Origin of the sequence: Nostoc sp. ChiVER01 (assembly GCF_034531155.1) — a bacterium.
Classification (GTDB): domain Bacteria; phylum Cyanobacteriota; class Cyanobacteriia; order Cyanobacteriales; family Nostocaceae; genus Nostoc.
Map to the genome: position 1 here is coordinate 1 of NZ_JAVRBS010000053.1, position 26,717 is coordinate 26,717.

General features: G+C 41.2%; 21 protein-coding genes. 10 read left to right on the forward strand and 11 right to left on the reverse strand.

Going from position 1 to position 26,717, the window contains the following annotated elements; all coding sequences use genetic code 11:
- Nucleotides 1-135: 135 nt before the first annotated feature.
- A complete protein-coding gene (locus RMY00_RS35265) occupies nt 136-1,581 on the reverse strand; it encodes an ATP-dependent DNA helicase RecQ (protein WP_322651998.1) in 1,446 nt (481 codons plus the stop codon).
- A gap of 467 nt (nt 1,582-2,048) precedes the next feature.
- The gene (locus RMY00_RS35270) at nt 2,049-4,601 is read right to left on the reverse strand and encodes a penicillin acylase family protein (RefSeq protein WP_322651999.1); all 2,553 of its coding nucleotides are present in this window, start codon (nt 4,599-4,601) and stop codon (nt 2,049-2,051) included.
- A gap of 446 nt (nt 4,602-5,047) precedes the next feature.
- On the opposite strand from RMY00_RS35270, the gene RMY00_RS35275 reads away from it, so the two are divergent.
- The gene (locus RMY00_RS35275; RefSeq protein WP_322652000.1) at nt 5,048-5,293 is read left to right on the forward strand and encodes a hypothetical protein; all 246 of its coding nucleotides are present in this window, start codon (nt 5,048-5,050) and stop codon (nt 5,291-5,293) included.
- A 93-nt stretch (nt 5,294-5,386) separates the two neighbouring features.
- Here RMY00_RS35275 and RMY00_RS35280 read toward each other — a convergent pair whose 3' ends face one another.
- Nucleotides 5,387-8,068, reverse strand: coding sequence for a PAS domain S-box protein (locus tag RMY00_RS35280; RefSeq protein ID WP_416212128.1), 2,682 nt, complete (start codon nt 8,066-8,068; stop codon nt 5,387-5,389).
- Between the two features lie 770 nt (nt 8,069-8,838).
- Between RMY00_RS35280 and RMY00_RS35285 the strand changes: the two genes are divergently transcribed.
- Genes RMY00_RS35285 through RMY00_RS35300 form a run of 4 tightly spaced genes read left to right on the forward strand, consistent with a single transcriptional unit; the run spans nt 8,839 to nt 12,338 of the window.
- The gene (locus RMY00_RS35285; RefSeq protein ID WP_322652002.1) at nt 8,839-10,440 is read left to right on the forward strand and encodes a DEAD/DEAH box helicase; all 1,602 of its coding nucleotides are present in this window, start codon (nt 8,839-8,841) and stop codon (nt 10,438-10,440) included.
- Nucleotides 10,370-11,584, forward strand: a complete 1,215-nt coding sequence (locus tag RMY00_RS35290) for a DUF790 family protein (RefSeq protein WP_322652003.1) — start codon at nt 10,370-10,372, stop codon at nt 11,582-11,584. The genes RMY00_RS35285 and RMY00_RS35290 overlap by 71 nt, the downstream gene beginning before the upstream one ends.
- 15 nt (nt 11,585-11,599) lie before the next feature.
- Nucleotides 11,600-11,842 (forward strand): hypothetical protein, encoded by a 243-nt coding sequence (locus RMY00_RS35295; protein WP_322652004.1) that lies wholly within the window; start codon nt 11,600-11,602, stop codon nt 11,840-11,842.
- The gene (locus RMY00_RS35300; RefSeq protein ID WP_322652005.1) at nt 11,823-12,338 is read left to right on the forward strand and encodes a type II toxin-antitoxin system VapC family toxin; all 516 of its coding nucleotides are present in this window, start codon (nt 11,823-11,825) and stop codon (nt 12,336-12,338) included. The genes RMY00_RS35295 and RMY00_RS35300 overlap by 20 nt, the downstream gene beginning before the upstream one ends.
- 17 nt (nt 12,339-12,355) lie before the next feature.
- Here the strand turns inward: RMY00_RS35300 and RMY00_RS35305 are convergent, their stop codons facing one another.
- From RMY00_RS35305 to RMY00_RS35320, 4 genes are all read right to left on the reverse strand, one after another.
- Nucleotides 12,356-13,045, reverse strand: a complete 690-nt coding sequence (locus tag RMY00_RS35305; RefSeq protein ID WP_322652006.1) for a PD-(D/E)XK nuclease family protein — start codon at nt 13,043-13,045, stop codon at nt 12,356-12,358.
- Between the two features lie 587 nt (nt 13,046-13,632).
- A complete protein-coding gene (locus RMY00_RS35310; protein ID WP_322652007.1) occupies nt 13,633-13,827 on the reverse strand; it encodes a hypothetical protein in 195 nt (64 codons plus the stop codon).
- 13 nt (nt 13,828-13,840) lie between these two features.
- The gene (locus RMY00_RS35315) at nt 13,841-14,113 is read right to left on the reverse strand and encodes a type II toxin-antitoxin system HicB family antitoxin (RefSeq protein ID WP_322652008.1); all 273 of its coding nucleotides are present in this window, start codon (nt 14,111-14,113) and stop codon (nt 13,841-13,843) included.
- Between the two features lie 35 nt (nt 14,114-14,148).
- Nucleotides 14,149-15,537, reverse strand: coding sequence for an AAA-like domain-containing protein (locus RMY00_RS35320; RefSeq protein WP_322652009.1), 1,389 nt, complete (start codon nt 15,535-15,537; stop codon nt 14,149-14,151).
- Between the two features lie 439 nt (nt 15,538-15,976).
- Here RMY00_RS35320 and RMY00_RS35325 point away from each other — a divergent pair, with 439 nt between their 5' ends.
- A complete protein-coding gene (locus tag RMY00_RS35325) occupies nt 15,977-17,500 on the forward strand; it encodes a PAS domain-containing sensor histidine kinase (protein WP_322652010.1) in 1,524 nt (507 codons plus the stop codon).
- 277 nt (nt 17,501-17,777) lie between these two features.
- Here the strand turns inward: RMY00_RS35325 and RMY00_RS35330 are convergent, their stop codons facing one another.
- Together RMY00_RS35330 and RMY00_RS35335 are read right to left on the reverse strand one after the other, a co-directional pair.
- Nucleotides 17,778-17,984, reverse strand: a complete 207-nt coding sequence (locus RMY00_RS35330) for a hypothetical protein (protein ID WP_322652018.1) — start codon at nt 17,982-17,984, stop codon at nt 17,778-17,780.
- A 2-nt stretch (nt 17,985-17,986) separates the two neighbouring features.
- Complete coding sequence (locus RMY00_RS35335; protein WP_322652011.1) at nt 17,987-18,187, reverse strand: hypothetical protein; 201 nt, start codon at nt 18,185-18,187, stop codon at nt 17,987-17,989.
- Between the two features lie 190 nt (nt 18,188-18,377).
- On the opposite strand from RMY00_RS35335, the gene RMY00_RS35340 reads away from it, so the two are divergent.
- From RMY00_RS35340 to RMY00_RS35350, 3 genes are all read left to right on the forward strand, one after another.
- Nucleotides 18,378-18,974 carry a cytochrome b/b6 domain-containing protein gene (locus tag RMY00_RS35340; RefSeq protein WP_322652012.1) on the forward strand — a complete coding sequence of 199 codons (597 nt, stop codon included), beginning with the start codon at nt 18,378-18,380 and terminating at the stop codon, nt 18,972-18,974.
- A 21-nt stretch (nt 18,975-18,995) separates the two neighbouring features.
- Nucleotides 18,996-20,432, forward strand: a complete 1,437-nt coding sequence (locus tag RMY00_RS35345) for a bifunctional orotidine-5'-phosphate decarboxylase/orotate phosphoribosyltransferase (protein ID WP_322652013.1) — start codon at nt 18,996-18,998, stop codon at nt 20,430-20,432.
- Nucleotides 20,433-20,892: 460 nt separating this feature from the next.
- Entirely contained in the window at nt 20,893-21,993 is a 1,101-nt protein-coding gene (locus RMY00_RS35350) for an AI-2E family transporter (protein ID WP_322652014.1), read from the forward strand.
- Between the two features lie 221 nt (nt 21,994-22,214).
- On the opposite strand, the gene RMY00_RS35355 is transcribed toward RMY00_RS35350, so the two are convergent.
- Nucleotides 22,215-24,671: an ATP-dependent Clp protease ATP-binding subunit gene (locus RMY00_RS35355; protein WP_322652015.1), complete on the reverse strand. Its 2,457-nt coding sequence runs from the start codon at nt 24,669-24,671 to the stop codon at nt 22,215-22,217.
- Nucleotides 24,672-24,996: 325 nt separating this feature from the next.
- Between RMY00_RS35355 and RMY00_RS35360 the strand changes: the two genes are divergently transcribed.
- Nucleotides 24,997-25,293 carry a DUF3288 family protein gene (locus RMY00_RS35360; RefSeq protein ID WP_322652016.1) on the forward strand — a complete coding sequence of 99 codons (297 nt, stop codon included), beginning with the start codon at nt 24,997-24,999 and terminating at the stop codon, nt 25,291-25,293.
- Between the two features lie 77 nt (nt 25,294-25,370).
- Here RMY00_RS35360 and aroC read toward each other — a convergent pair whose 3' ends face one another.
- Nucleotides 25,371-26,459 carry a chorismate synthase gene (gene aroC, locus RMY00_RS35365; RefSeq protein WP_322652017.1) on the reverse strand — a complete coding sequence of 363 codons (1,089 nt, stop codon included), beginning with the start codon at nt 26,457-26,459 and terminating at the stop codon, nt 25,371-25,373.
- Nucleotides 26,460-26,717 lie beyond the last annotated feature (258 nt).

Below are 26,717 nucleotides of genomic sequence, written 5' to 3' on the forward strand. Positions count from 1 at the left end.
CTTTGATACTCGTGAATGAGTCTTTGATACTCGTGAATGAGTCTTTGATACTCGCTGACGAGTCTTTGATACTCGTGAATGAGTCTTTTATACTCGCTGACGAGTCTTTGATATTCGTGAATGAGTCTTTGATACTCATTGACGGCAATTATCGCAATGTCCGCAACGTAAGTTAGCAGCTTCTTTGTCAAAACCAAAGGCATTTAACAAAAACTGCCAACGACACTGCTTAGTTGTTAAATACTGATGCATCTGTTTAGCAGCGTGTAATTGCGTCGCTGGCTGATTTCCGGTTTTTTGAGCAATGGTGTAATGAAAAGGATCAAGCCAGTTTAGCTGACCACTGCTATGGAGTAAAGCTAGCGCCGTTGCACCTTCGGGAAATTGTCGAGTTACTGCATTCACTTCTCCCTGTTTTGGTAATTTTTTCACAAGTTGCTGCGCTATTTGTTGTTGCGATCGCATTTTTTCTTGAAAAAATTCCTGTCTTTGCTTATCTTCTGAGTCTAACCATCCCGTAGGTTCACTTACCAGCGTCAACGCTTCTGCTGGTTTCCCATCCCTTCCAGCGCGGCCAATTTCTTGCACATATTCAGATAATAAATGTGGCGCATGAAAGTGCGCTACCCACCTGACATTGCTTTTATTAATCCCCATACCAAATGCACAGGTACACACAACAAAGGGAATTTTGCCACCCAACCAGTTTGCTTCTACTTCACGGCGTTCGGTCGCACCCAATCCTGCATGATAACTAGCTGTGGCATAACCCATCTCTGCTAACCATTGGGCTAAATCTTCGCTATCTCTTCTAGTGCGAACATAAACTAACCCAGATTGTTGCGGTCTATTTTGAATAAACTTTAATAATTGTTGTTTTCTACCTCGTGGTGTCCAAGCAATGCGAACGCTGGGATGCAAATTCGGACGGTAGGGATTCAAGCGGAAAACTTCTGGTTGCTGTAATTGTAAAACTGTTTGAATAATCTTTTGGGCTAACGGGTCAGCAGTCGCGGTAAAAGCGGCTATGCTGATTTTTGTTCCTGGTGGTTTTGATTTTAGCAATGCCGGACGTACAGCCCCCAATCTGCGATAAGCTGGGCGAAAAGTATCACCCCACTGCACTAAACAATGAGCTTCATCCAAAATTAAGCCATTAATTTGCAAGTGCGGCTGACATAATCTCTCCCACACTGGCGCACTTAGCAAAGTTTCTGGCGATAAATAAAGCAATCTTAGCTGTTGACGTTCTAAAGCTTGCAGAGTTGCACGGCGTTGAGATGAAGGTAATTCACTATGCAAAAGTGCAGCTTTTTGATTGCTTTGTAATAGTTCCTGAACTTGATTTTCCATCAACGCTACTAACGGCGAAACTACTAGAGTTAATCCTGTTTGTAGTAGCGCGGGAAGTTGAAAGCAAATCGACTTTCCGCCACCTGTGGGCATAATAATCAGCGCATCTTTTTGTGACAATAAACTGCTGACAATTTCTCCTTGTGGCGGACGAAAATCTTCATAACCCCAGATTTTTTTAAACGTAGCGAGAACTTCTTGCCAAGATTTTATTGTAGGCTGATTCATAATCAATAGTAGATACTACTTATATCTTTGAAAATTGAATATAGCCTCTGTTATCCAGCTAATGGTTCAGTAATTTCATCATCTCACCTTGCAAGCTATTGATTATAAGAATGGATTAAGAACTGATTTTTATAAAAACTAAAAATTAGAGATAGCTTAACTGATATCATGTCCGCTTAATTACTTATTAAACCCCAAGAACCCCACCCCGCCAAAGCTATGCTTTGTCTCCCCTCCCCGCAAGCGGGGAGGGGTTGGGGGTGGGGTCAAATGACTGTGGAAATCGTAACTAATTATGCGGACATGATATGAAGGCTTGACTCACCCGCCTGGAACTAAAGTTCAAGGCTAACAGCTAAATTCTACTGAAGTAGACTAAAGATTTTGGGTATATTTAGTCATCTTCAGATGAGTTTTGCTATTAACAAGGAACTTCAGTTCCTTGCAGGACATGACTTTTACGTTGATTATTTTGGAACTAACTTCAATGTCCCAGTAGTACTAGCTGTAACATTCTTTCGTTCCCACAGCATGGGGTGATATTCAATTTTGCGCCAAGGGTCAACCATATCGTTGTAGTGAGTATGGAAAGCATGTCCTGATTGTCCAGGGGTATGAATCGCTATTGAGTTATTCAAATCTCCCAAATCTACAATCATCCGCAGTGAAGGAATATCAGTCACTTCAAAGGATTCATTTGCTCTCCATCGGTTAGCATTGACTGTTTCGCCATTACCAGCCGTGGCAAATGCACCACGATTAAATAAAGCTTCAATCGGTGCAACTCCAGATTTACCCAAAGTAGCGTTTTTAAAAGTAACAGTATGCAGCTTGCCCCAATTCCAGTTTTGCGGGTCTTTGCTTTGAATACGTTCTAGTTCATCCACAGCTTTTGTAAAGGACTGCCGTAGAATTTGGTCGCGGTTTTCAATCTTTGGGGTGTTGCGATTATCCCACCAAGAACTATTAGGCTGTTTGACTAAGTTTGCTACCACAGCATACCAGCGATCGCCTCCATCAGGAAAGTACTTTTCAGGCAACTGATCGTGAAATGTATCTACTAGCAGGTGTTTCCAAAATACTTCAAATAAGGCAGCCGCAGGCGATGTCATTCTCAACTGCAAATTCCAATCTAAGAGCAGTTTTTGGGCTGCTTGCAAGCGATGAGTATCAACTGTGATAGATTTTAGTAGTGGTACTAGTGTTTGTGCATTGAGATTGCGATCGTCACCCTGCATCTGTTGCACATCTTTTAAGGAAATCGCTTCGGTTTTTTGTGAAATCATCTCAACGATGCGCTGTGCCCGATAGCCATAAACCCAGTCTGTGGTAATCAGGTAAGGATATTCACGCTTAACTAAATTATTGGCAGTAGCAATATAACCAAGGGAAGGATTAAAACTTTTGGGTAATTGCTCAAAGTCAATATAGCTTTGCCATTCATATTCATCCGTCCAACCAGGAACAGGATAACGCCCATCTCCCTTGGCGCGGATAGGGAATTTACCAGGCATTTGGTAGCCAATATTGCCATCAATATCAGCGTAGACTAAGTTTTGAGCAGGGACATCATAGTTACTGGCAGCAATACGGAATTCCTGCCAATTTTGGGCGCGATTGATTTGGGGAATAGCATAGGCTAGTTTGGAAGGTGCTAAAGCTGTCCAACGCAGGGCTACGGCGTAGTTTTGCGGTACTTCTATAGGCTGACTGGGTTTAAATTCCTTCAGATTAGGCGAAACATCGGAGAGAATTGGCCCATGTCGGGTATAACGCACCATTTGGACAATCGGCTGACTTCCCGCGACTTGAATCGTTTCTTTCACAAGTTGCATATCAACCCATTTACCATTTACTTCATACTGGTTGGGGTTTTTCGGGTTGATTTTCTCGATGTATAAATCCATCACATCAGATTGTACATTAGTCACACCCCAGGCAATGCGATCGCTATGACCAATAATTACTCCAATCATTCCCGCAAAAGAAAAGCCGATAACATTGTAAGGACATTCTGCACTCTTGGGCGTACAGTGCAAACCAACCTCATACCAGATAGAAGGTATTTGCACACCTAAATGGGGGTCATTCGCCAAAATTGGCTTACCCGTAGCTGTCCGCTTACCAGATATCACCCAATTGTTTGAGCCAATACCTATACCCGTAGGCCCTATAAGTTTTTCCAAAGCCATCATCGGCTTAGTAATTGACTCTAAAGCAGGGAAAACATCTGGAGAATTAAAAAGTACTTCAACATTATTCTCTTCCCTTGCCTCCCCTGCTCCTCCTCCTTGCTGTAACTCAGGCAAAATCACTGGTAGTTCTTTAGGGTATGGTGGAAAAAGTTCCTCTACTTGAGCAGGGGTAAGAGTTTTGAGCAGGATGGCACGTTCAATTTCGCTATCAAAATTTCTGCCCAAATCGTAAGCCATTACTTTCCCCCAAGTCAAGGAATGCACTACTTGCCAAGGTTCTGGCTTATACCCAGGATTGAGGAATTTTAGCACAGCGTACTCTAGACTCAGGGCGCTGCCTTGATGCTCTGCCAGATAAGCATTTACACCATCTGCATAAGCTTCCAAGTATGCTTTCATCTCTGCATTCATTTCTTGAATTTCTTGCTGCGCCACCCTTGCCCAACCCATAGTTCGCAGATATCTGTCAGTGTCAACCTGAGAGGAACCAAACATTTCTGACAGTCGCCCAGAACCGATGTGTCGCCAAAAATCCATTTGCCAAAAGCGGTCTTGGGCGTGGATATAACCTTGCGCCATGAATAAATCGTGGGAGTTGGCAGCATAAATATGGGGAATTCCCCATTTATCGCGCTGGATAGTTACTTCTGCTTTGAGTTTGGGTAGTTGAATTGTGCCACTCTCTTGAGCAAAGGATTGGCGCACAGTGTAAGTGGCGAATCCCACTAACAATAGCCCCATTATTAACAGTACAATCAGAGTTCTTTTGAGAATCTGAGGAAACCAACGTTTTCTGAAGCTTTTTATTTGGGCTTGCCGTGGCATTATTTAGTTAAATTATGCGATTTTACCAGAAAAATAGGTTTAGAGCTACGCACTTATAAAACGGCTTTCTTTTCAGCTTCAAGCATACCAAAAGTTAAGCACTTGGGCAAAACTCTTGAAAAAGCAAAAAAGGAAACCTACTGACTGCGGTAAGTAGGTCGGCGTAAATAATTATTGTTGCAATAAGGCAGTTCTTGCTGGGATCAGGGGAGAAAGAGTTTGAGCCTTATTTGCTTTTGTTTACATAGTTTGGTTTTATTGCACCGACTTACTTATGTTCTTGTGTGAAAACAACGTATTTATTAGAAGTTGACTATAAAATTCCAAAATCGCAAGGCGTTAATACAGATCATAATGCGTTTAAAAAAAGTTAAACATACATATTGATATATCAATGTATTTGCTATACATTTCTTATGTAAGTTTTAATTTTAGAGGTTTTACGAATGGTTATTAAAATTTTAGAATTAGGTATTTTGAGGAAGCTTACCGAAAAAGAAGAAGAAAGCTATCAAGGAGGTACTTCAACAGAAGGTGCAGATCCCCCTGTTAGTAGCGTTTCAAAAGTCAAAAATGCTACTGTTAAACCTGCTACAAATCACGTAAATATTGTGCCAAAACCACTTATTGTGCCAAAACTACCTGTTGTATCAAAACCACTTGTTGAGTTACAAAAAATTGAAACAACCTAAGTAAGTATAAGCTGCTACTAGCAATTTTATAAGATAAAAAACAGTTATTGTTCCTACATTTGACAAGGCTAGTTCTAATTTTTATTAAACTATTCAAGTACGTCCGGTAAGGTTGGCAATTACGGCTGCTAACTCGCCCGGATTGACTGGTTTGGGGACATGGAGTTGAAAGCCTGCTAACAAAGCTTGTGTCCGATCTTCTGCCCTAGCATAGGCTGTCAGCGCTACTGCTGGAATTCGCCCACCTTGGTCTGCTGGTAGCGCCCTGATTTGACGAATTAGTGTGTAGCCGTCTTCTTGTGGCATACCAATATCGCTTACCAGTATATGGGGGCGAAATTCTTGTAGGGCCAGCAGTGCATCACTTGCAGATGGAGCAGCCATGACTTGGGCCCCATACTGTCCTAGAATTGTGGTGAGCAAATGACGCGCGTCGGCCTCATCATCAACAATCAGCACCCGCAAATCATCTAGCTTTGGCAGGTAATTGTTAGTGTCTTGGGTATCTCCAACAGGTGAAAGCTGCTCTGCGGTATTAGCGTCTACATAAACGGCTTTCATTGGTAAATTGACAATGAATGTTGCACCCTGTCCAATTCCTGGACTTTCGGCAGAGACTGTGCCGCCGTGTAATTCTACCAAGTGGCGGACGATCGCTAACCCTAATCCTAATCCACCATGCGATCGCGTGATCGAACTGTCTTGTTGATAGAAGCGTTCAAATACATGGCACAGGAATTCGGCAGCAATTCCTACTCCTGTGTCGCTCACCCGAATTTGCACGCTAGATTCAATGCGCTCCAATTGCACATCAATTCTTCCCCCTTTGGGTGTAAACTTAACGGCATTAGAGAGCAAATTCCATACAACTTGTTGCAAGCGGTTGCCATCACCCACAACTACCCCTACTTCCGGGTCGAATTTACAGTTGATGCTAATCTCTTTGGCTTGGGCTGCTGGGTACACAGTATCGATTGCTGCTTCTACAAGTGGTACAAGTTTTACCCGATGAATATTTAGATGGAGTGTGCCTCTAATAATCCGCGAGACATCTAAGACATCTTCGATTAGTTGAGCTAGGGATTTAGTGTTACGCTCGATTGTCTCTAGTGCCCGCGCAGTAGTCGTTTCATCAAACTTGCGATTCCTAAGTAGCTGTGCCCAGCCCAATACGGCGTTTAAGGGTGTGCGGAGTTCGTGGGAGAGTGTGGCGAGAAATTCATCTTTCATCCGATTTGCAGCTTCGGCATCGGCGCGTGCTGTCTGTTCGCGCTTCAGCAATTGTTCGCGTTCTTGCTCTGCTTGCTTGCGATCGGTAATATCAATCATGAATCCATGTAATAGTTGCGGCCCATTCTCATCCCGCACCACATTAACAATGTCATACAACCAGACGACTCTGCCATCAGCCGCCAACATTCTGTATTCAAATTCGTAATTATTCAATGATAAAGAAGATTCTTGGCAATACTGGATAGCCCACTTTCGATCTTCTGAATGCATGTATTTTTCCCAGAAATTATCGGTATACCAGTCTGACAAAGGATAACCAAGAATATCAACGGTTTGCGGCCCTACATAAGTAAAATTTCCGGTAGTAGCATTTACCTCCCAAGGAATCACACGGACTTTTTCTGTGAGTGTCCTTAAGCGTTTATCGCTCTGTTTGAGAGCTGCTTCTGCTAACTTATGAAGTGTAATATCTGTAATTAGGGCAACAAATCCTTCAACTTTTCCTTGCTGACTGAACTGGGGAACGTAACTGACATTCAGATAATGGTTTGTGCCATTTTTATCGGGTACTTGGGTTTCGTAAGTTACTTGTTCTCCTGAAAGTACCGTTTCTATATAAGGAAGAATTGACTGATAAACAGATTCTCCGACAATTTCTCTAATGTGTTTACCATAAATTTCTGAAGCAGGAATTTCATACCAGTCTTCATATCCTTTATTATTAAAGCGATAACACTGTTCGTTATCAACATAGGAAATTTGGACAGGTACAGCATTTGTAATCAGGCGAAGTTGATCTTCTTGTTGACGCAGTGCTGCTTCTACTTGCTTGCGTTCGCTTAAATTAACTACAAAACAGATAACTTCCTCTGGATTATTTTCTAACAAAGCGCAACCTAACAGGATGGGAACGCGGCTGGCATCTTTGCGGATGTATTCGTTCTCAAAAGGCTGACACACGCCTTTGGTTTTGAGTTCTGCAATCGCACTGTTGTTAGCTTCAATATATTCTGGTGGTATCATGTCGCGCCATCGAAGTCCTGCTAGCAAATCCTCTTGCGAATAACCTACCATTGCTAAAAAGGCATCGTTAGCTTCTGCGATCGCCCCGTCCATATTGGCTACAATTACCCCAATGATGTTGGAATCTACCAACCTTCTAAATTTTGCCTCGCTCACCTGTAGTTTCTGCAAACTTATTTGAAGATGTTGTTTAGCAGTGCGTAACTCTGAGGTGAGCAAGCTTATGAGTATTGTTACCAGCATAAACAAGCCTAACCGCACTATGCTCTCTAGATTCTTAACAAAGAGCAAAAACACTGGCTCTAAGAAAAAGAAGGTAACGACTAAAGTAGACAAAGCAGTACCTAGTAACCCTGCTTTCATACCGCCATACCAGGCACTAACCGCCACGGCAGGAAAAAATAGCAGAAAAATAGTTGGTTTCAGTAGTGGCTGTAGCAATAGTGTTAGTTGCAATGCGCTACCAACAGCTAATAATGTCACAGCATAGGGCGCTAGAAGGGAACATATTCCTTTCAATGTGGCTTCTCCTTTTATGCAGCTAGCTAAAGGATTATTCCCAAAATCAGCTTGATAATGCGTTAGCGTAACCTGCACTTCGGCATAGTTCAGATATTTCCTCACCAGGCACTCAGTGACCATTGTAGACATCGCTCAACATTTATTATGCATTGAAAAAATACACATCGAAACAGTTAATTGGTATGAATCTATCTAAGGTAGTAAAACTTAGTTTTAGCAAATATACAATAACCTAATAATGGTCGTTCTAATGATATATATTTATTTTTAATTCTCTATCAAAAAGCATAGATATATTAAATCTTTAGATTAATTCCTCTTAGGATATAAATCATCATTTCTCCTTTGCCTTTAACCTGAATTAAACTCAATACGCTTGGGTTAAATTTTTATGACTGTAGATGCAAACTGGCTTGACGCAGGCTACTGCCTTCTCTGCAAGAAGCTTCTCTTTCAGAGACGCTAATGCGAATGCCAACGTGTAGTGTCTCGTTAGAGAAGGAGGCAAAGAAATGCTTAACTCAACTGTATTGGAATTAAACTTCATTTTTCTAATAAGTATTTATCCTTTAAAAGCTAATAACGGCAAAGTTATTGTTGGTTTTTCGATGTGACATTCCGTGATTAATGAGCGCATCTAGTTGGGTTTTCTTAGAGTTAGTTGGATGAATCATGCACTTTTTGCGTTATTAGTAATCAATAGACTAGGAAATAGGGCATAGCGAAATGAATGCCCAATCCCCAATGCCCAATCTCCAATCCCCGAAATGGCTCGTACTCCTACATTAAGTTTTGATCGTGGTACATTAATTTTGCATCCACCACCACGCGGTAAAGGTTGGATGGATTATGCTACATGGGATGATAGAGTTGAAAAATTCCGCATTCCCGCAATTAGATATCGATCGCTAGTGGAAGTACTACAAGCGGAAGATGTGAATTTTATCGATGAGGCAAAGCAATTTTATCCTGTAGATTTAGTTCCTAGTCTGGAAATGGAACCCTATCCCCACCAAACTGAGGCGCTAGCAGCTTGGAAACTGGCGGGTAGACAAGGAGTTGTTGTGCTTCCCACGGCGGCGGGAAAGACTTATTTGGCGCAAATGGCGATGCAGTCAACGCCGCGCACGACGCTAATTGTCGTACCAACTTTGGATTTAATGCATCAGTGGTATGCACACTTAGTAGCGGCTTTCCCTGATGCTGATGTGGGATTGCTGGGTGGTGGTTCGCGGGATAGAACGGCAATTCTCGTTGCAACTTATGATAGTGCAGCAATTCACGCTGAGACGTTGGGAAATCAATATGGTTTGATTGTTTTTGATGAATGTCATCATTTACCCACAGATTTTAATCGAGTGATTGCTGAATATGCGATCGCACCTTATCGTCTTGGACTCTCCGCGACACCAGAACGCACCGATGGTAAACACGCTGATTTAAATATTCTCATTGGAGAAGAAGTATATCGCAAACGCGCCGAAGATTTGGCGGGGAAGGCGTTAGCAGAACATGAAATTGTTCAAATTAAGGTAAAGTTATCGCAACTTGAGCGGGAAAGATACAACCAGTTAATTCAAACCCGCAATGACTTTTTAAAGCAATCGAAGATTTCTTTGGGGAGTCTGCAAGGTTGGCAAATGTTCGTGCAAATGAGTGCTAGATCGCAATCTGGACGTAGGGCAATGTTAGCGCATCGAGAAGCGAAAGATATCGCCTTGGGTACTGATGGAAAGTTGCGAATTTTGATTGATTTATTGGCAGAACATTATCCGGCAAGAATTTTGATTTTTACTGCTGATAATACAACGGTTTATCGCATTTCTCAAGAGTTGCTAATTCCGGCAATTACTCATCAAACTCCTGTAAAAGAACGCCATGAGATATTAACCAAGTTTCGAGAGGGTAAATATAATACTTTGGTTGCTTCTCATGTGTTGAATGAAGGGGTTGATGTACCTGCGGCAACTGTTGCGATTATTTTATCGGGAACAGGTTCGGCTAGGGAGTATACTCAGCGATTGGGTAGGGTTTTACGGAAGGGGAATATTGAGAATAAGCAGGCGATTTTGTATGAAGTGGTGGCGGAGGATACGAGTGAGGAGGGAACTTCGGCTAGGCGGAGAGGGGAGAGGATAAGGGGACAAGGGGACAAGGAGACAAGGGGACAAGGGGAGAAGAAAGGAAATTTGCAGGTTGTGTATGGAAGTGGGAAGGAACGGAGTTTGAAGGCTGCGGAACAGTTAGAAATTAATTATTCAGTCCAAAATCCAAAATCTAAAATCCAAAATTCAGCAGATGTTACCGACAGATTTACTGATGCATCGCCAAAACGGAGAGGAGATCATTCCGAAGAGACTGAAGATTGATCAGAAAACTTCGGAGTTGGCGATTGAGTTAATTAATTATTTTCAATCAGCAGTGGGGAAGACTCAAGGTGTGCTTGAACGACAATTGACTGATTTTGAAGGAGATTCTACAGATTATCGCGTGAAGCGAGGGTTAGCTTATATTCTCAAAAGTAGTTTTTGTACTTTTGAGGTGGTTAGTCCTTTGGAACCACAAATGTTAAGAGAACGGGTGTTTTCGTTGGCTGCAAAATCGGTTTCTAGTCGGGAATCTACACAAGTTACTTTGAGTAAAGTTGCTGATGAGTTAACTCAAGAACTTGAGCGCGAGGTTTTATTAGAACAGGTTCGGAATGGACTCTATGCTGATTTATCTGAAAATAAAATTTTGACAGTGTTTGATGCACCAACAGCGCCAGATGTATTAAATCGATATAATTTATCTCAGGTGCAGGGTGTATTTTATAAAGCTAGTCAATTGGTGTTAAATGCTCATCGGAATGTTCCGGGTGAATATAAGCTGTTATTTCGCTATTTAAAGTTGTTTCAATTGATGGCTTATATTGAGGGCGATGCTGACCACGGGTTTACAATTACTATTGATGGGCCGACGAGTTTGTTTAATCCTAGTACACGATATGGGTTAGCGATCGCTAAACTTATTCCGGCTTTACTTCACGTTACTAAATGGAGTCTCTCGTCGATTCTCCAAACCCGCGATGCTTATACAAATACTTGGAAAACTGGACGTTTTACTCTCAATTCTGAATGTGGTTTGGTATCTCACTATCCCCCAGGTAAGCCCTACGATAGTATGCTAGAGGCATCCTTTGCTGATAAATGGGATGCGTTAAAAAGTGGTTGGGCGTTAGAGCGAGAAGTTGATTTAATACCAATTCCCGGTAGTGTGATGATTCCCGATTTTCGCTTAGTTCATGCTGATGGACGCACATTCTTATTAGAAATTGTTGGTTATTGGCGGCCAGAATATTTACAAAAGAAGTTTTCTCAGGTGCGACGGGCTGGACGTGATGACTTAATTTTAGCAATTTCCGAGCGACTTAATTTAGAAAAAGCGGGAGTAAAATTAAACGATGTCCCCGCCAGAATTGTTTGGTTTAAAGATAAGTTATTACCGAAAGCTGTTTTAGCTGTAATGGATTGATTAAGGATAAATGAGATGAAAAGTATAGAAACAATTGCCACAGTTACAAAAGATGGTAAGATTACAGCGCAGTTACCATTGGATATTCCAGAGGGTGAACATCAGGTGGTAATAGTAATTGATGAAAAGCCTTTGGCAGAGAAAGCAGAGAGCAAGGGAAAACGTCCTCCTCTAAACTTCCCTGTGCATAATTATGGCCCTTGGCCTGAAAACCTTTCTTTAAGACGTGAGGATATGTATGGTGATTGGGGGCGGTAATCCTGTTTTTCTAGACACAAATATCCTGGTGTACGCTAGTCAGATTCAGTCTCCATTTCACCAAGCTGCTATAGAGGCTATTCAAGATTTTTATGATGCAGGGGTTGACTTGTGGATTAGCCGACAAGTGTTGCGGGAATATTTGGCTACCCTTACTCGTCCGCAACAGTTTGTCAACTCACTACCTATTGCAATAGTAATTCAGGATCTCCGCTATTTCTATAACCGATTTCGGGTGGCCGAAGATAGTTCTCAAGTGACAGAAAGGTTACTGACACTCATGGAGGAAGTTCCTAGCGGTGGTAAGCAAGTTCATGATGCAAATATTGTTGCCACGATGTTAGTTTATGGCATTTCTCAGTTATTTACTCACAACACAAGTGATTTTGCAAGATTATTCTGGGTTAATTACTGTCTTGCCATTACAAGGTTAGATTGCTTGTTGTTATTACTCGTGAAAATTTACTTCACGTTACGAAATGCAGTTTTTCGGTGATTGTGCAATCCTACTAATTAATCCCAAACACTTCTGCGTTCCCAATATTCAGCAACTCTTTTTTCCCACTGCTCCCAGTAATCTTTAATGACTACTGATTCAAACCAAAATATCTCTGCTGGCATTTCTGGAATTGCTATTACCAAGAGAGCGTGGTTTAGCTGAATACCATAATCTCGATAATACTCGTTAGCTGCTCCGATGTACGCGGTAAGTTGCAGTGGATGTTCATATAAATGCTCAACTGAACCTTTGGGCTTGTCTGCTGTTTTCCACTCACAAATACAGGGTATACCTTGATAACTGGCAATACAATCAACTTTGCCAGAATAGCTCAAATCATGATGAAAAACAGAGCCTTCCACCAGTCTAATTGTGTCGATTTGTTCTAAAACTGGCTTGATACTCTCCCAATAAGGGCGACTTGCTTCGGGACAAACAGGGTTTTGTCCAAGAAGGTAGCGCTCAATTTGTTTGTGTGTTTGGGTTCCCCGACGGCTAGCAGTGGTAGTAATGCGGCTAGCTTCTTCTGTACCAACACGCGTTTTCCAGTTTAATAGTCTGTCTCTGTCTGCTTGTGATTTGGTGGCATTAAGTATTGTAGTCACGCTGGGAAAGCGGTTTCCCTTGGCATCTACATAATATTGTTTACCATTTTCTCTTTTGGCTGTGGCATTAATTCGAGGTAGCAGTTGGGTATCATGCATTAGTTGGTGTTTTGACTTTAATCTCGATCGCCTCCCCTCAAATCCAGAATAGACTACATGAGGATACAAATTTACAGGTTTTGTGCAAAGCGTACCATGCTAAAACTTGAAGGAGCGATCGCCTAGACTAAAATTCATATTCAATAAGTAAAAATGCCTGATTACTTCTTTAAAAGCAGCTTTTCCTTTCTCAAAAGCAGCTTTTAATGTCACATTTTAGTGTTTTCCACAAGCAAAAGCAGCTTTTACTTCTTCAAAAGCAGGTTTTAATGTCGCATTTTAGTGTTTTCCACAAATAAAAGCAGCTTTTGCTTCTTCAAAAGCAGGTTTTAATATCACATTTGAGTGTTTTCCACACCCAAAAGCAGCTTTTGCTTTCTCATTTTGGTGTTTTCCGCAAGCAAAAGCTGCTTTTACTTTCTTAAACCCCAGTTTGCTTACTTATTAGAGTAATTTACGCATTCATTTTGGTATATGATTGAGCCGAAATCTGGCTTAGGCGTAGCCCGTCAGAGACATCGCTTTAGTTTAGAGTATAAAACGACAAGCGATCGCTGTTGTCGTCAGACATCGCTTCTGAGCAAATCTTAAAGGCTATTCCATTCTTCTAGCGTGATTTCCCGCTCTAGAATAACCTCAATTTCCCGAATCATCAGCCGCAATTGTGGTACAGAATACTCATCATTAGAGGGAATAGTTAGACGATGTTGCCCATAAACCATAAACTGATGTCTTGTTCCAGAATAAGGCCCTTCAAACCCAATACGTCGTAACTTCTTCACAAAATCCCGACGCCTACAAGGTATCCATCGGCTCAAGAGTCGGCTCCTTGTTGAGGTCAATATTATCAATTATTGGTAAAGAATGTCCCAGCTTTAACCCAAGCAAAATCCAGTCTTCCAGTGTTGAACGTAATTCATCCTCACACTCGCGCAAAGTCGATGCAAAGGCTATCAATCCTTTGCAAACAGGAATTCGACCTACAAATGTACCATCTTCTAACTTGTCATAAATTGCCTGGGCGATCGCTCGGTCAACATAGTCGCTCAGAATAAACTTTATGGTCATGAAATATTGCGTTGTGCTACCAGCTTAATCTTACGTTAAAATAATCGTTCAACACAATTATTTTTATTTAAAATCTCACTTTTATTCAGATATTGTTGAAAATATAAACGATATAATTCACACGCAACAGTACTGCGTAGGCGTAGCTCGTCGTAGACATCGCTTTCTAAATTAATTAGCCCCATACTCTGCAATTTATATGCCAATGCTGGCTCTAATTCCACATAATTTATAGCGTTAATTACTTCATAAAAAGCATTTTGCAATTCCGGCTCATCTTGTAGCACTAACACAAATTGCTTTAAATACTCGTGATAAATTCCTGCTTCTGTGGGTGCTTGTTGCAATAGCTGTTCTAAATCCCCTTCTAGTCCTCCTTTACCCACAAGATGATAAAAAGCTAATCGCAGCAAATAAGGATATCCTCCCACCATTGTCATCAAACTCTCGACATTTTTACCATCTGTCCAATCCAAGCCGTGACGTAATGCTAAATCCAACACCTGCTCTTTTGTAAAGGGAGATAAGTTAATCGGGAAACCAATATTAAATGATGATTGAGTCAGTTTTATCAGAGCAAGAATTTCCGTAGAATAAACTAGAACTAGACGCAGTTTTTGCCAAACTTCTACATCTTTGGCTTGTTCATACCACGATCGCAGCAATAATAACAATTCTTCAACAATTTCTGGATGCTCAAACACCCAGTCCACCTCATCCAATATAAAAACAAGAGGACTTTCCAGCGCAGACAGTAAACACTCTTGGAAATAGATAAAGCAACTGATGCTATCTATATTTTCATTCCAGTAATCATTGAGTTTTGGTTCTAGCTGTAACTCCCGACTGATGTTTGTACAGAACCAGCGCAAAAATGTATCCAAACTGGCAAATACTGCTTTCTCTGCTTGCTGAAAATCTAGCATCACGGTACGAAAGCCTTGATTGTTCGCGCGTGTAAGTAACCGCAAAATCAGAGAGCTTTTCCCCATCTTCTTGGGTGCTTTGATGCAGATGAGACTTCCAGGTTTAGCCATTTCTGCATAGGCGAGTTCCTCAATTGGCGGTCGAGGGATGTAAAATCTGGAATTAAGAGATACTAGGCCACTAGGAAATTCTAAGGATATAGCCGTGGCTGCTTTGTTGAATTCTTTAACTAATTGCTGATGTGCTTTGCTAAGACGATGATTTTCTACAGTCTGGCGAAAGTTTGATTTATTTATAGGTTCTTTACAAAAAGCACTCAGTAATTGCCATAAATGAGCAGCAATTTTCCTGACATGTTCTTCATCGTAGTCAGCTTCACAGGCTATATTCGTGTAGGTTTTTCCTTCCCACGAAGAACGCAATATAATCTCTTGGAGTGTCGTTAAATCGGTTGCTTGACTGGCTTTTAGTAGCAAAACTACTTCATCTATAGTCATTACTGATTGGCTCTAAAGCATGAAATTTTCTCACACCATTCTTCTTTGCAACTCAATGTAGTCTGCTTTGTCTGGATAGCAGCCAGTCGTTTTCCAAAAAGCTACAAACAAGACTTGACAATTTTTTGTATCCTAAAACATTTGACATGACTTCAGCAGAGAATTTTTTTTACAAATTTCTTCAAGTTTTTAGGTAATTATATGTGATTTTAACTACTTTTTTTAGACATATCTTAGAATGTAGATGCACACAATAGAGCTATTTTTTTCTAAAAAATCGCAACTGCGATCGCATTACCTTTTCTAAATTCCATCCAAATTGATATGGGCAGTAACAGCCTAATCAATTAAATAGACGATTTTATCCATAACTGGATCGTCAGGGTGTTAAGACAGCGTAGAGAGAGCTACAGGAATCTTCCTCATCGTACCAGCAGCTATGCATATCGAAAAACCCGCTACCCATGAACCGGAAGCTCTATCAGTACAAGATTCCCAGAGTTTCCCAGAATCAAAAGACTTATCTCAAGAGAATTTAGATACTTGTCAATGCTCACAAGCGGCCTTACAAATGGCATTAATAGCCAGTGGCTTGGGGTTGTGGGATTGGAATTTAGTAACTAACAAAACTTATTATGATCCTCACTGGAAAGGCATCCTGGGTTATAGAGTAGACGAAATCGACAATGAGCATAAATCCTTTGAGAAACTTGTACATCCACAGGATTTACCGAAAATTCGCCAGGTATTGCACGATTATCTTCAAGGATGCACACCTGTGTTTGAAGTCGAATTGCGAATGTTGACCAAATCCGGGGAGTGGAAGTGGATTTTGACTTGTGGGAAAGTATTTCAGTGGGATGAATCCGGAAAGCCAATACGAATGGCGGGGACGCACAAGGATATTACTCAAGATAAAGCGATGTCTACGACGGGCTGCGCCTACGCTACTCAACAATACCAACTATTTGAACAACTCCAATCTACCGAAGACCAAGTTAGGGAAAAATCACAGCAGTTAGAAACGACCCTCGAAGAACTCAAATATACCCAAAATCAGTTATTACAGAACCAGAAAATGGCTAATCTCGGTCAACTGGTGGCGGATATGACTAACGAAATTAACAACCCCGTTAGCTTCATCTACGGTAATCTCCATCCTGCGAGTCAATATGCTGAAGACTTAATCAGAATTATTGAACTTTACCAACATCACTATCCCACACCGATACCAGTTATAGCCTTACAGCTGCAACGCCTCGACCTTGGTTTCGTGAAGAAAGATTTTTTGAAATTGCTGTGGTCAATGCGAGCCGGATCTGAGCGCGTTAAAGAAATTGTTTTCGCCTTGCAGAATTTTTCAAGCTCTGACGAAGGTCAAACAAAAAAGGTTGACCTGCATAAAGGACTTGATAGTGTTCTGAGGATTTTGCAGCATCGTTTGAAAGAAAAGCCTGATAGAGTCGGGATTGAAGTAATTAAAAACTTTGGGGAATTACCTTTAATCGAGTGTTACCCTGGTGAACTAAATCAGGTATTTATGAACATCTTGACTAATGCCATTGATGCTTTAGAAGAAAGGATGAAACATGATTATTCCTTTACTCCGAAAATTTTTATTCATACAGAAATTGCTAGTAGCCATTTATCATTAATTAAGAGTAATGAAGTTTGGGGAAATGATAAACTACTAGGAAAAAAACACAAAATTATAATTCGCATTTCTGACAATGGTCAAGGCATACTTCCTCATATCAAACGACATATATTTGAACCATTTTTTACAACTAAACCAGTAGGTAGTCAAGGGCTAGGACTATCAATTAGTCGAGAAATTATAGTTGAAAAACATCAAGGTAAACTTAAGTGTAATTCTCAATTAGGTCAAGGCACAGAGTTGGTGATTGAGATGAATACAACAGCAAGACAGTACACGGCTATTAGAAAACATGCCAGTTTTTAAATAATTAACCTTAGGCACGAAGTGTTATTTTTTGCAAGCTTAACTGATCTGTATTGTCTTTTTTACACCTATACAGCACAAGCCATGAGTACACTTCCTACAATAATTACTGCGTAGGCGTAGCCTGCCGTAGGCATCGCAGTAATTATCGGCGTATACTACTGAAATGGTTGAACCCATGAAAAACCTTCAGCCATTGGTGAGCATAGATAATAGACTTCTTGCATAAGTCGGGAAAAGGGGAAGGGGAAAAAGTTCTGTATCGTCCTTTTCCCCTTTAACCTTTACCCTTTTCCCCAAGAGTGCAAAAAGCACTTTTGCCAAGAGGTCTAATGACTAAACCAATGGTTACTAGTACGACTGCTAATCCCACGCTGAATGCACATACCAAGATTAAACCGTATGCAGTTTGGTGAAGTGCGATTGCGCTCAACAATAATACCAGTGCTGACGGGCAAGGAACTAGACCACCAGCGATTCCCAGAGTTAAAAGAGACTGTAACGTAACTTGAGAATTTCCAGAATGGTGGCGATCGTTGTGAGTATGATGATGATGGTTGTGTTCGGGGTTGAGATAGCGATCGCCGCTAGAGCTACACTGGATAGAATATCTTTGATCATAGGCACTAAAACAGGGTACAGCATCTTAGCAACGCTACCCAATAGCCCATCGTAGATATCGCCCAATTTTGAAAATTTAACTTAGAACAACCTTAGCCACACTTAAACTGACATTTAAAACAGCAGATGGTAAACCATTAATGTCAGAATACTGAGTCAGAGGATGGGAAAATAAAGGTGAGTAATGTCCACCCCCAAGTTTACTGGACTATATTACTCAAGACAGATAAACAACAAATTTTATCAGTCAAAATCTATGACTTCAACCCCCTCTCAAACTCGAAAGCCACCCACTCAAGCAATAGGAGCTAAAATTTTCCACTGGTGTAACATCATTAGTCTATTTATCATGCTCACCAGTGGACTACAAATTTACAACGCTAACCCGGTTTTTGGTGGACGCGCAGGTTTGCACATTCCGCCAATATTTACATTAGGAGGTTGGCTAGCAGGAGGTAGACACTGGCATTTTGCAGCAATGTGGCTATTTTCACTGAATCTCCTGTGGTATGGAATTTACATTTTAATTACTCGGCGCTGGCGACACCGATTTGTAGGTGCTAATGACCTCAGAGCATTACAAAAAAGTCAAAATTCTAAACGTCTAATTTATGCTTGGCATCGGATTGCGTATACAGCAATTATTCCTATTTTGTTGTTGGCATTATTTACAGGAATAGGAATGTATAAACCTGCTCAATTTTACTGGATTGTGGATTTCTTTGGCAGTTGGCAAGCATTGCGGATTATTCACTTTGCTTCAGTGCCGATGGTTATCTTCTTTGTAATAATTCACTATCTATTAGGACGGAAAGCTGGTGGTACTGAATTAACAGAATCAATGTTTTCGTAAACGAACTTTTTTACTAAAAAAATGAACTTTTTTGATAAATTGAATCGTAATATCTTACAAAATCAAAGCTTACTATTTGTAGGACTTGATCCAAATCTAGAGATGATGCCTGTGCGTTATGAATCTGAAGAACTCATCACTGGTTTGGAGAAGTGGTTGCAATTCATTATTGCAGAAACTTCTGATTATGTTTGTGCTTATAAACCAACACTTGGCTTTTACGAAGCATTAGGTATCCCCGGTTTAGAATTGCTGTATAAAACTTTAGCAGCTATTCCACCCCATATTCCAGTCATTTTAGATGCAAAACATAGTGACTTAAATACTAGTACCATTTTTGCCCAAACTGTGTTTACAGAATGGCAGGTGGATGCAATCACTCTCAGTCCTTATACAGGACAAGATCATGTAGCACCTTTTTTGGTCTACCCTGATAAAGCCGTGTTTATTTTATGCTGTACCTCTAATTCAGGTGCAGAAGCTTTACAGCAATATCCGACAAACGAATCGCCCCTTTATTTACAGGTGGTAAAAGAATCAAAAACCTGGGGAACTCCAGAACAATTGGGTTTGGAAGTGGGAACTACAAATCCTGAGATTTTAGCACTTATTCGAGCGATCGCGCCTGAACGAATTATTATGGCGCGTAGCATCTGGGCAGAAGGCGCAAACTTGAAGCAGATTTTAGAAGCGGGTTTGAATACTAACGGTGATGGTTTATTGATTCCTGTTCCTCAAGATATGCTGGGAAACACCCAACTATCTGAGGAAATCCAGTCTCTACGCGCAGAAATTAATCAAATCAAAACTGAGATTATCTATGAAAATTCCACATGTTCTGTGTGGTTTCCTGATGTTTGTTTCCTAAATCAGCATCCCTACCAAGATTTGATTTTACAACTTTATGATATTGACTGCATTATGTTTGGTAGTTTTGTCCAAGCATCAGGAGCTATATTTCCTTATTACATCGACTTACGCAAAATTATTTCCAATCCCCAAGTTTTTAATCAAGTTCTCACTGCATATCAGGATATTTTGAAGGATCTCATTTTTGATAGATTAGCAGGTATTCCCTATGGTTCCTTACCTACTGCGACTGGTTTAGCTTTGCGCCTTAATTGCCCAATGATTTTCCCTCGAAAAGAGGTGAAGGCACATGGAACTCGGAGAGTAATTGAGGGTAACTTTCATCCTGGTGAAACAGTTGTAGTTGTTGACGATATTCTCATCAGTGGTAAAAGTGTTATGGAAGGGGCAGGAAAGTTAGAATCAGCAGGATTAAATGTTAATGATATTGTGGTATTTATCGACCATGAACAAGGAGTGAAAGATAGATTACAGCAAAATGGTTATCGCAGTCATGCGGTTTTAACTATTTCGGAAATTACTAATACTCTGTATCAAGCAGGCCGAATCAATGAGGAGCAATTTTTAGCTTTTGCTGAAAGTTCGTGATTGGAAGAATGGGGAGTGGGGAGTAGGGGGAGATTTTTCTTATGTACTTACCCTTGGTTGTATTTTGCACCTGCCTACTTTCTCACCAGAGAAGAAATTATCTGACTAATAGCACAAGTCCACGCTTAGTGGACTATAAATCAATACGGTTCAGTTAAGGCTAAAACTCTTTGTCAAACTCAATTTTTTTAACGTAGACGCTTCTCTACGAGACGCTACGCGAACGGCTTGCCGCAGGCTACCGCCAAGGACGCCAAGGACGCAGAGAGAAGAAAGAAATGCTTAACTCAACTGTATTGGACTATAAACCCTACACAGTCTTTTTTAGAAGACTTTAAAAATCAGCCTCATAATTCATGCTGAGGCGGTTGTTGGGACTGGTGCAAGTTCTGAGTCTTGAACATATTTAATTACTCGGTTCAATCTAATAACTGAAATAATTGGGATTTTTAAATTAATTATGAATTTTCCACTGAATCAACTGCTTAGATGGTTAATTTTTACGCTGTTATTTCCTCTAGTGTTTCTCAATGGTTGGCTAGCATTTTTGCTGGTTAAAAATTTTCAACCTGTTGTAACAATTCTTGTTTTGGCTACTTTGCTTGCATTCATTTTGAACTATCCTGTTACCATTCTCCAAAAACGAGGAGTGAAACGTGGCTATGCAGTAGCATTAGTTTTTATCTCAGCATTGATAATTATCGTTGCTCTGGGTATAACTTTAATTCCCATTGTTTTAGAGCAATTTAATGAGATGGTGAAAGTTTTTCCCCAATGGATTGATTCTAGTAAAGAAAAACTTCATATTTTAAATGATTGGTTTTTTAGGCACAAAGTAAATGTGAATTTAAGTCAGTTATTGAGCCGATTAACTGAGCAATTACCCAATGAATTAGAGTTTCTTTCAGATAAACTTTTAAGTATTCTCATAGATACGATTGATAGTATTTCTGAGGCATTAATCACAATAGTATTGACTTTCTATCTGTTGTTAGATGGCCCAAGGATTTGGGAGATGATATTTAAAAAACTACCCGGAAGTTTTGCTCAGAAGGTAAGTCAATCTATTCAACAAAACTTTCAAAATTACTTGGTTGGTCAGGGAAGTTTGGCTTTGCTTATGGGAGTTTCATTAACATTATTATTTTTAGCTTTTCAAGTGCAGTTTGCTTTACTTTTTGGTTTGGGGGTTGGGCTTTTGAGTTTAATTCCCTTTGGCGATGTCGTGAGTCTTGTTGTAATAACTTTAATAATAGCTACACATGACTTTTGGCTAGCAGTGAAGATTTTTGCAGTAGCTGTTGTCATTGACCAGTTAATTGATCAGGCGATCGCACCACGACTTTTAGGCAAGTTTACTGGTATTAGACCAATATGGGTATTAATTGCTTTGCTTGTAGGAACCAATGTTGGTGGAGTCTTGGGTTTGCTAATCGCGGTACCTGTAGCTGGTTTTATCAAAGATATAGCAGATACTTTTTCTAAATCTGCTGATTCCAATAATGTAGTTAAAAGTGAAGCAGCATCAGAATTGTTAACAGAAGAATCAATATCGCCATGAGTTGTTGATTTGTGGAGAATATAAAGCGCACAGCTAGCTCTCTGCCTACTGCATTCAAAATAAAATTGCATAAAAAAAGCCCCCAGTATTTCTACTAGGGGTGAAAGATATAATACCATTTCACTTGATGTTTGTCGGAGATGCCCCTGCGATCGCCTCTACTTAGATGAGAGGCTAGCGTATTCCTCAAATATTACAGCAAAAAGCGACCAGGTATAAAATTAGCCAACATTTGCCAAGAGCAATTCTCGTTTTTCTGATTTTCGTACTCTTACTTGAGAGTCATCATCAACATCAACAATCGCTGTATCGCCATCTGTAATTTCACCAGACAGCATTGCTTCGGCGAGAGAATCTTCTAGGAGGCGCATAATTGCCCGGCGTAATGGTCTAGCACCATAACTAGGGTTGTAGCCTTCTTGTACTACACGGTCTTTGAAGCGATCGCTAACTTCTAAGATAATTCCTTTTTCTGTCAAGCGCTTAGAAACATCACGAAGCATAATCTCAGCGATTTGCTTCACTTCATCCTTGGAAAGCTGAGTGAAGACGATGATTTCATCAAGACGGTTCAGGAACTCAGGACGGAAGTAAGCTTTCAATTCCTCGTTTACCAAGGTGCGGATACGGTTATAACTAGCGTCGGCTTGAGTGTCGAAGTCAAAGCCTAAACCACTACCGCCTTTTTCAATCACCTTGGAACCGATGTTAGAAGTCAAAATGATCAGGGTATTCTTGAAGTCCACTTTCCGACCTTTGGCATCGGTAAGATGACCGTCATCTAAGAGTTGCAGCAACATATTGAATACATCGGGGTGTGCTTTTTCGATTTCGTCGAATAGCAGCACTGTGTATGGTTTGCGCCGCACGGCTTCTGTAAGCTGTCCACCTTCGTCGTATCCGACATAACCAGGAGGCGAACCAATTAACTTGGCGACGGTGTGGCTTTCCATGTATTCGGACATATCTAGGCGAATCATGGAGTCTTCCGCACCGAAGAAGTAGGCAGCTAATGCCTTCGCCAATTCTGTTTTACCGACTCCGGTAGGCCCAGAGAAGATAAAGCTAGCAATGGGACGATTGGGATTCTTCAAGCCGACACGGGCGCGACGGATACCACGAGATACAGCCGAGACTGCTTGCTCTTGACCGATTAGCCGTTGATGCAGAGTGTCTTCTAGGTGCAGAAGCAATTCTGACTCAGACTCAGTAAGCTTGTTAACTGGTACGCCAGTCCAAGAGGCAACGATTTGAGCGATATCTTCTTCGTCAACTACAGTAGAGTTGACAGGTTGATCGTTTTGTGCAAATGTTGCTTGCAGTTGTTCTGCGAGTTTTAACTCTTGATCGCGCAGTTGTGTGGCTTTGTCAAAATCTTGGACTCTGACTGCTGCTTCTTTCTCTTTGGTAACGCCAGCGAGTTCACGCTTAAGTTCTTTATTGGGAGAAATTTGAGAGTTCCGCAGACGAACGCGAGAACCAGCTTCATCAATTAAGTCTATTGCCTTATCTGGCAAGAAGCGATCGCTAATGTAGCGGTCTGATAATTCAGCTGCTGCTACAAGTGCCGAATCTAAAATTGTGACTTTGTGGTGCTGTTCGTAAGCGCCGCGCAAGCCGTAAAGAATTTGTACGGTTTCCTCTACTGAGGGTTCGCCAACCATGATTGGTTGGAAACGACGCTCTAGGGCGGCATCGCGCTCGATATGCTTACGATACTCATCGAGGGTAGTTGCGCCAATACACTGGAGTTCACCCCGTGCTAAGGCAGGTTTGAGGATGTTTGCTGCATCCAAACCACCTTCTGTACCACCAGCGCCAACCAAGGTGTGAATTTCGTCAATCACCAAGATGATATTGCCCACAGTGCGGACTTCTTCCACGACTTTTTTGATCCGTTCTTCAAAATCGCCACGGAAGCGAGTTCCAGCTACCAAAGACCCCATATCAAGGCTGATAACTTGCTTGTCTTGCAAACTTTCGGGAACATCCTGGTTGATAATCCGTTGAGCTAGACCTTCTGCGATCGCAGTTTTACCAACTCCTGGTTCTCCAATCAACACTGGGTTATTCTTAGTGCGGCGACCAAGGATCTGGATCGCTCGCTCAATTTCCTTCTGGCGACCAACTACGGGGTCGAGTCTGCCTTCTTGCGCTAATTTGGTCAAATTACGACCAAACTCTTCCATAGTTAGTGGTTGGGTGCGTTTTTGACTACTACTACCACCTGCTAAAGCCGATGCATTTTCACCCAAACGGCGAATTATGGCACTACGGACAGTCTTGAAGTCAACTCCTAGATTTTGCAGTACTTTGGCGGCAACACCTTCACCAGCCTCGGTTAATCCTAAGAGTAAGTGTTCAGTATTAATGTAATTCTGTCCCAGACTATGAGCTTCTTTAAACGATTGCTCGAAGAGGCTTTTTACTTTAGGAGTAAAAGGAATTTCTGGTGGTACAAAGCCAGAACCCCTACCAATAATTTTTTCTACCTCGCGACGTGCATCTTTGAGGGTAACGCCTAATTCGGCCAGCACTTTAGCAGCAACCCCAGTTCCTTCTCCCATCAAACCCAGGAGAATTTGTTCTGTTCCTACAAAGTTGTGTCCCAGGCGACGGGCTTCCTCCTGAGCTAACATAATTACTCTAATGGCTTCGGAAGTGAAGTGTTCAAACATAATGGGTTCTTGCTCCCTCGCTGCTTGGACTTTGGGTGAGATAAAATTCACCCTCATCTAAAGTTTTTTGTATTTTCTTAAGAACAATGTAACTTTATTTAAACTTGAGTGGCAGTGGTGAGAGCCGTAAGACATCAGGTGTACTAGCCGTCTAAGAAGATTTAGGAGTTAGAAGTTAGGAGTTTTCAATTTGACAATTAGCTTGTCAGTGCAGAAGATGATTTTCTTTTGCCTTTTTTGTTCCTCAGCTGTTCTGCTAAACTAAAAACTCAGAATTTAACACTGGCTCAAGACTCCCCTACCGCTAAGACACTCAGGACTCACGATGACCAATGCACCCGCAGGTAAAGACCAACAACATCCTCTTTATAACCGCGATCGCCCCCTTATTGATATTTTACTCTCTCAAGAGGCGACAGACTATAACTTAGCAGAATTAGCTAGGCTGCGAATGCGTTATCAAGGGTTTCCAGGGGCAAGAGATATCCAAAAAGACCTAGATAAAGCTTTGCAGCAGTGGGGTTTGACCGAAGCCGAACTTTATGAGAAAACTCGCCAAATTCACAACCTGGGGGGTATTTACAAAAGTCGCGGTAAGAAAGAGGAACAGGATTGGAATTAGGAATTGGACATTGGGCATTGGGCATTGGGCATTAATTATTCCCTCCTAACTCCTAACTCACCTATTAGTCAGGATGCCTACAAAACCTTACACTGCCCGTTATACCTTAACAAATGGTCACACAGCACCAATGCCACCATTGCCTCAACCATTGGAACTGCACGCGGTAATACACAAGGATCGTGGCGTCCTTTGGCTGCTAAGAGCGTTTCTTCGCCTTCACGAGTTACAGTTTTCTGCTCTTTTCTAATTGTTGCTGTCGGCTTAAATGCAACTCGCAAAATAATATTTTCTCCATTGGAAATTCCCCCTTGAATACCACCAGAACGATTTGTTAGTGTGCGGATTTCACCATTTGGATCAATATAAAATTCGTCGTTATGCTCAATTCCCGTTAGCAGTGTTCCCCCAAAACCGGAACCAATTTCAAAGCCTTTGCTAGCAGGGAGAGACATGACACCTTTGGCGATATCAGCTTCTAATTTATCAAATACTGGTTCGCCCAAACCTTTCGGCACATTTCGCGCTACACATTCTACTACACCGCCTATAGAATCACCTTGTCTACCTATTTGCTCAATTAATTCAATCATGCGATCGCTGCATTCAGCATCGGGACAGCGAACGATATTGCTTTCCACTTGTTCTAAGGTGACAGTATTTGGATCAACTACACCTTCTAAATCTTTGATGCGCTTAACATAAGCGATAACTTCGACATTGGCCACTTGACGAAGAATTTTTTTAGCGATCGCACCTGCTGCTACTCTTCCGATTGTCTCACGCGCTGATGATCTACCACCACCTTGCCAATTACGAATGCCATATTTTGCATCATAAGTTGCATCCGCATGAGAAGGCCGATATTTCTCAGACATCTCGTTGTAGTCTTGGGGGCGAGTGTCTTTGTTCCGCACCAAAATTGTTATAGGCGTTCCCAGAGTTTTGCCTTCAAATACCCCTGATAAAATCTCACAGGTATCCGCTTCTTTGCGAGGCGTTGTAATCTTACTTTGCCCAGGACGCCTTCTATCTAGTTCTACTTGAATTTCTTCTGCCGAAATTTCTAGTTGGGGAGGACAACCATCAATCACAACCCCCACACCGCCGCCGTGAGACTCGCCAAAAGTACTGATGCGAAATAGATGACCAAAAATATTGCCCATGATTTTGAGAAAAAAGGTGAGGCTTATGTATTCTACCTAGAGTTTTTACAAAGTTTGTCTTTGTTTTTTGTATAATTTTTCGCTATTTTTTAGTAATTATCAACAATGTTTCTGAGTTTTTATCTAACTTTACAACAGTATCTGTTACTAACTTAAATTAAAAGCGCCCTCCTTTGCAGGAGAGCGCTTTTTAATTTAGCTAGAGCTTAGAATTAACCGTTGATAGCAGGAGCGCTCATTGCCACAGGAGCAACATCA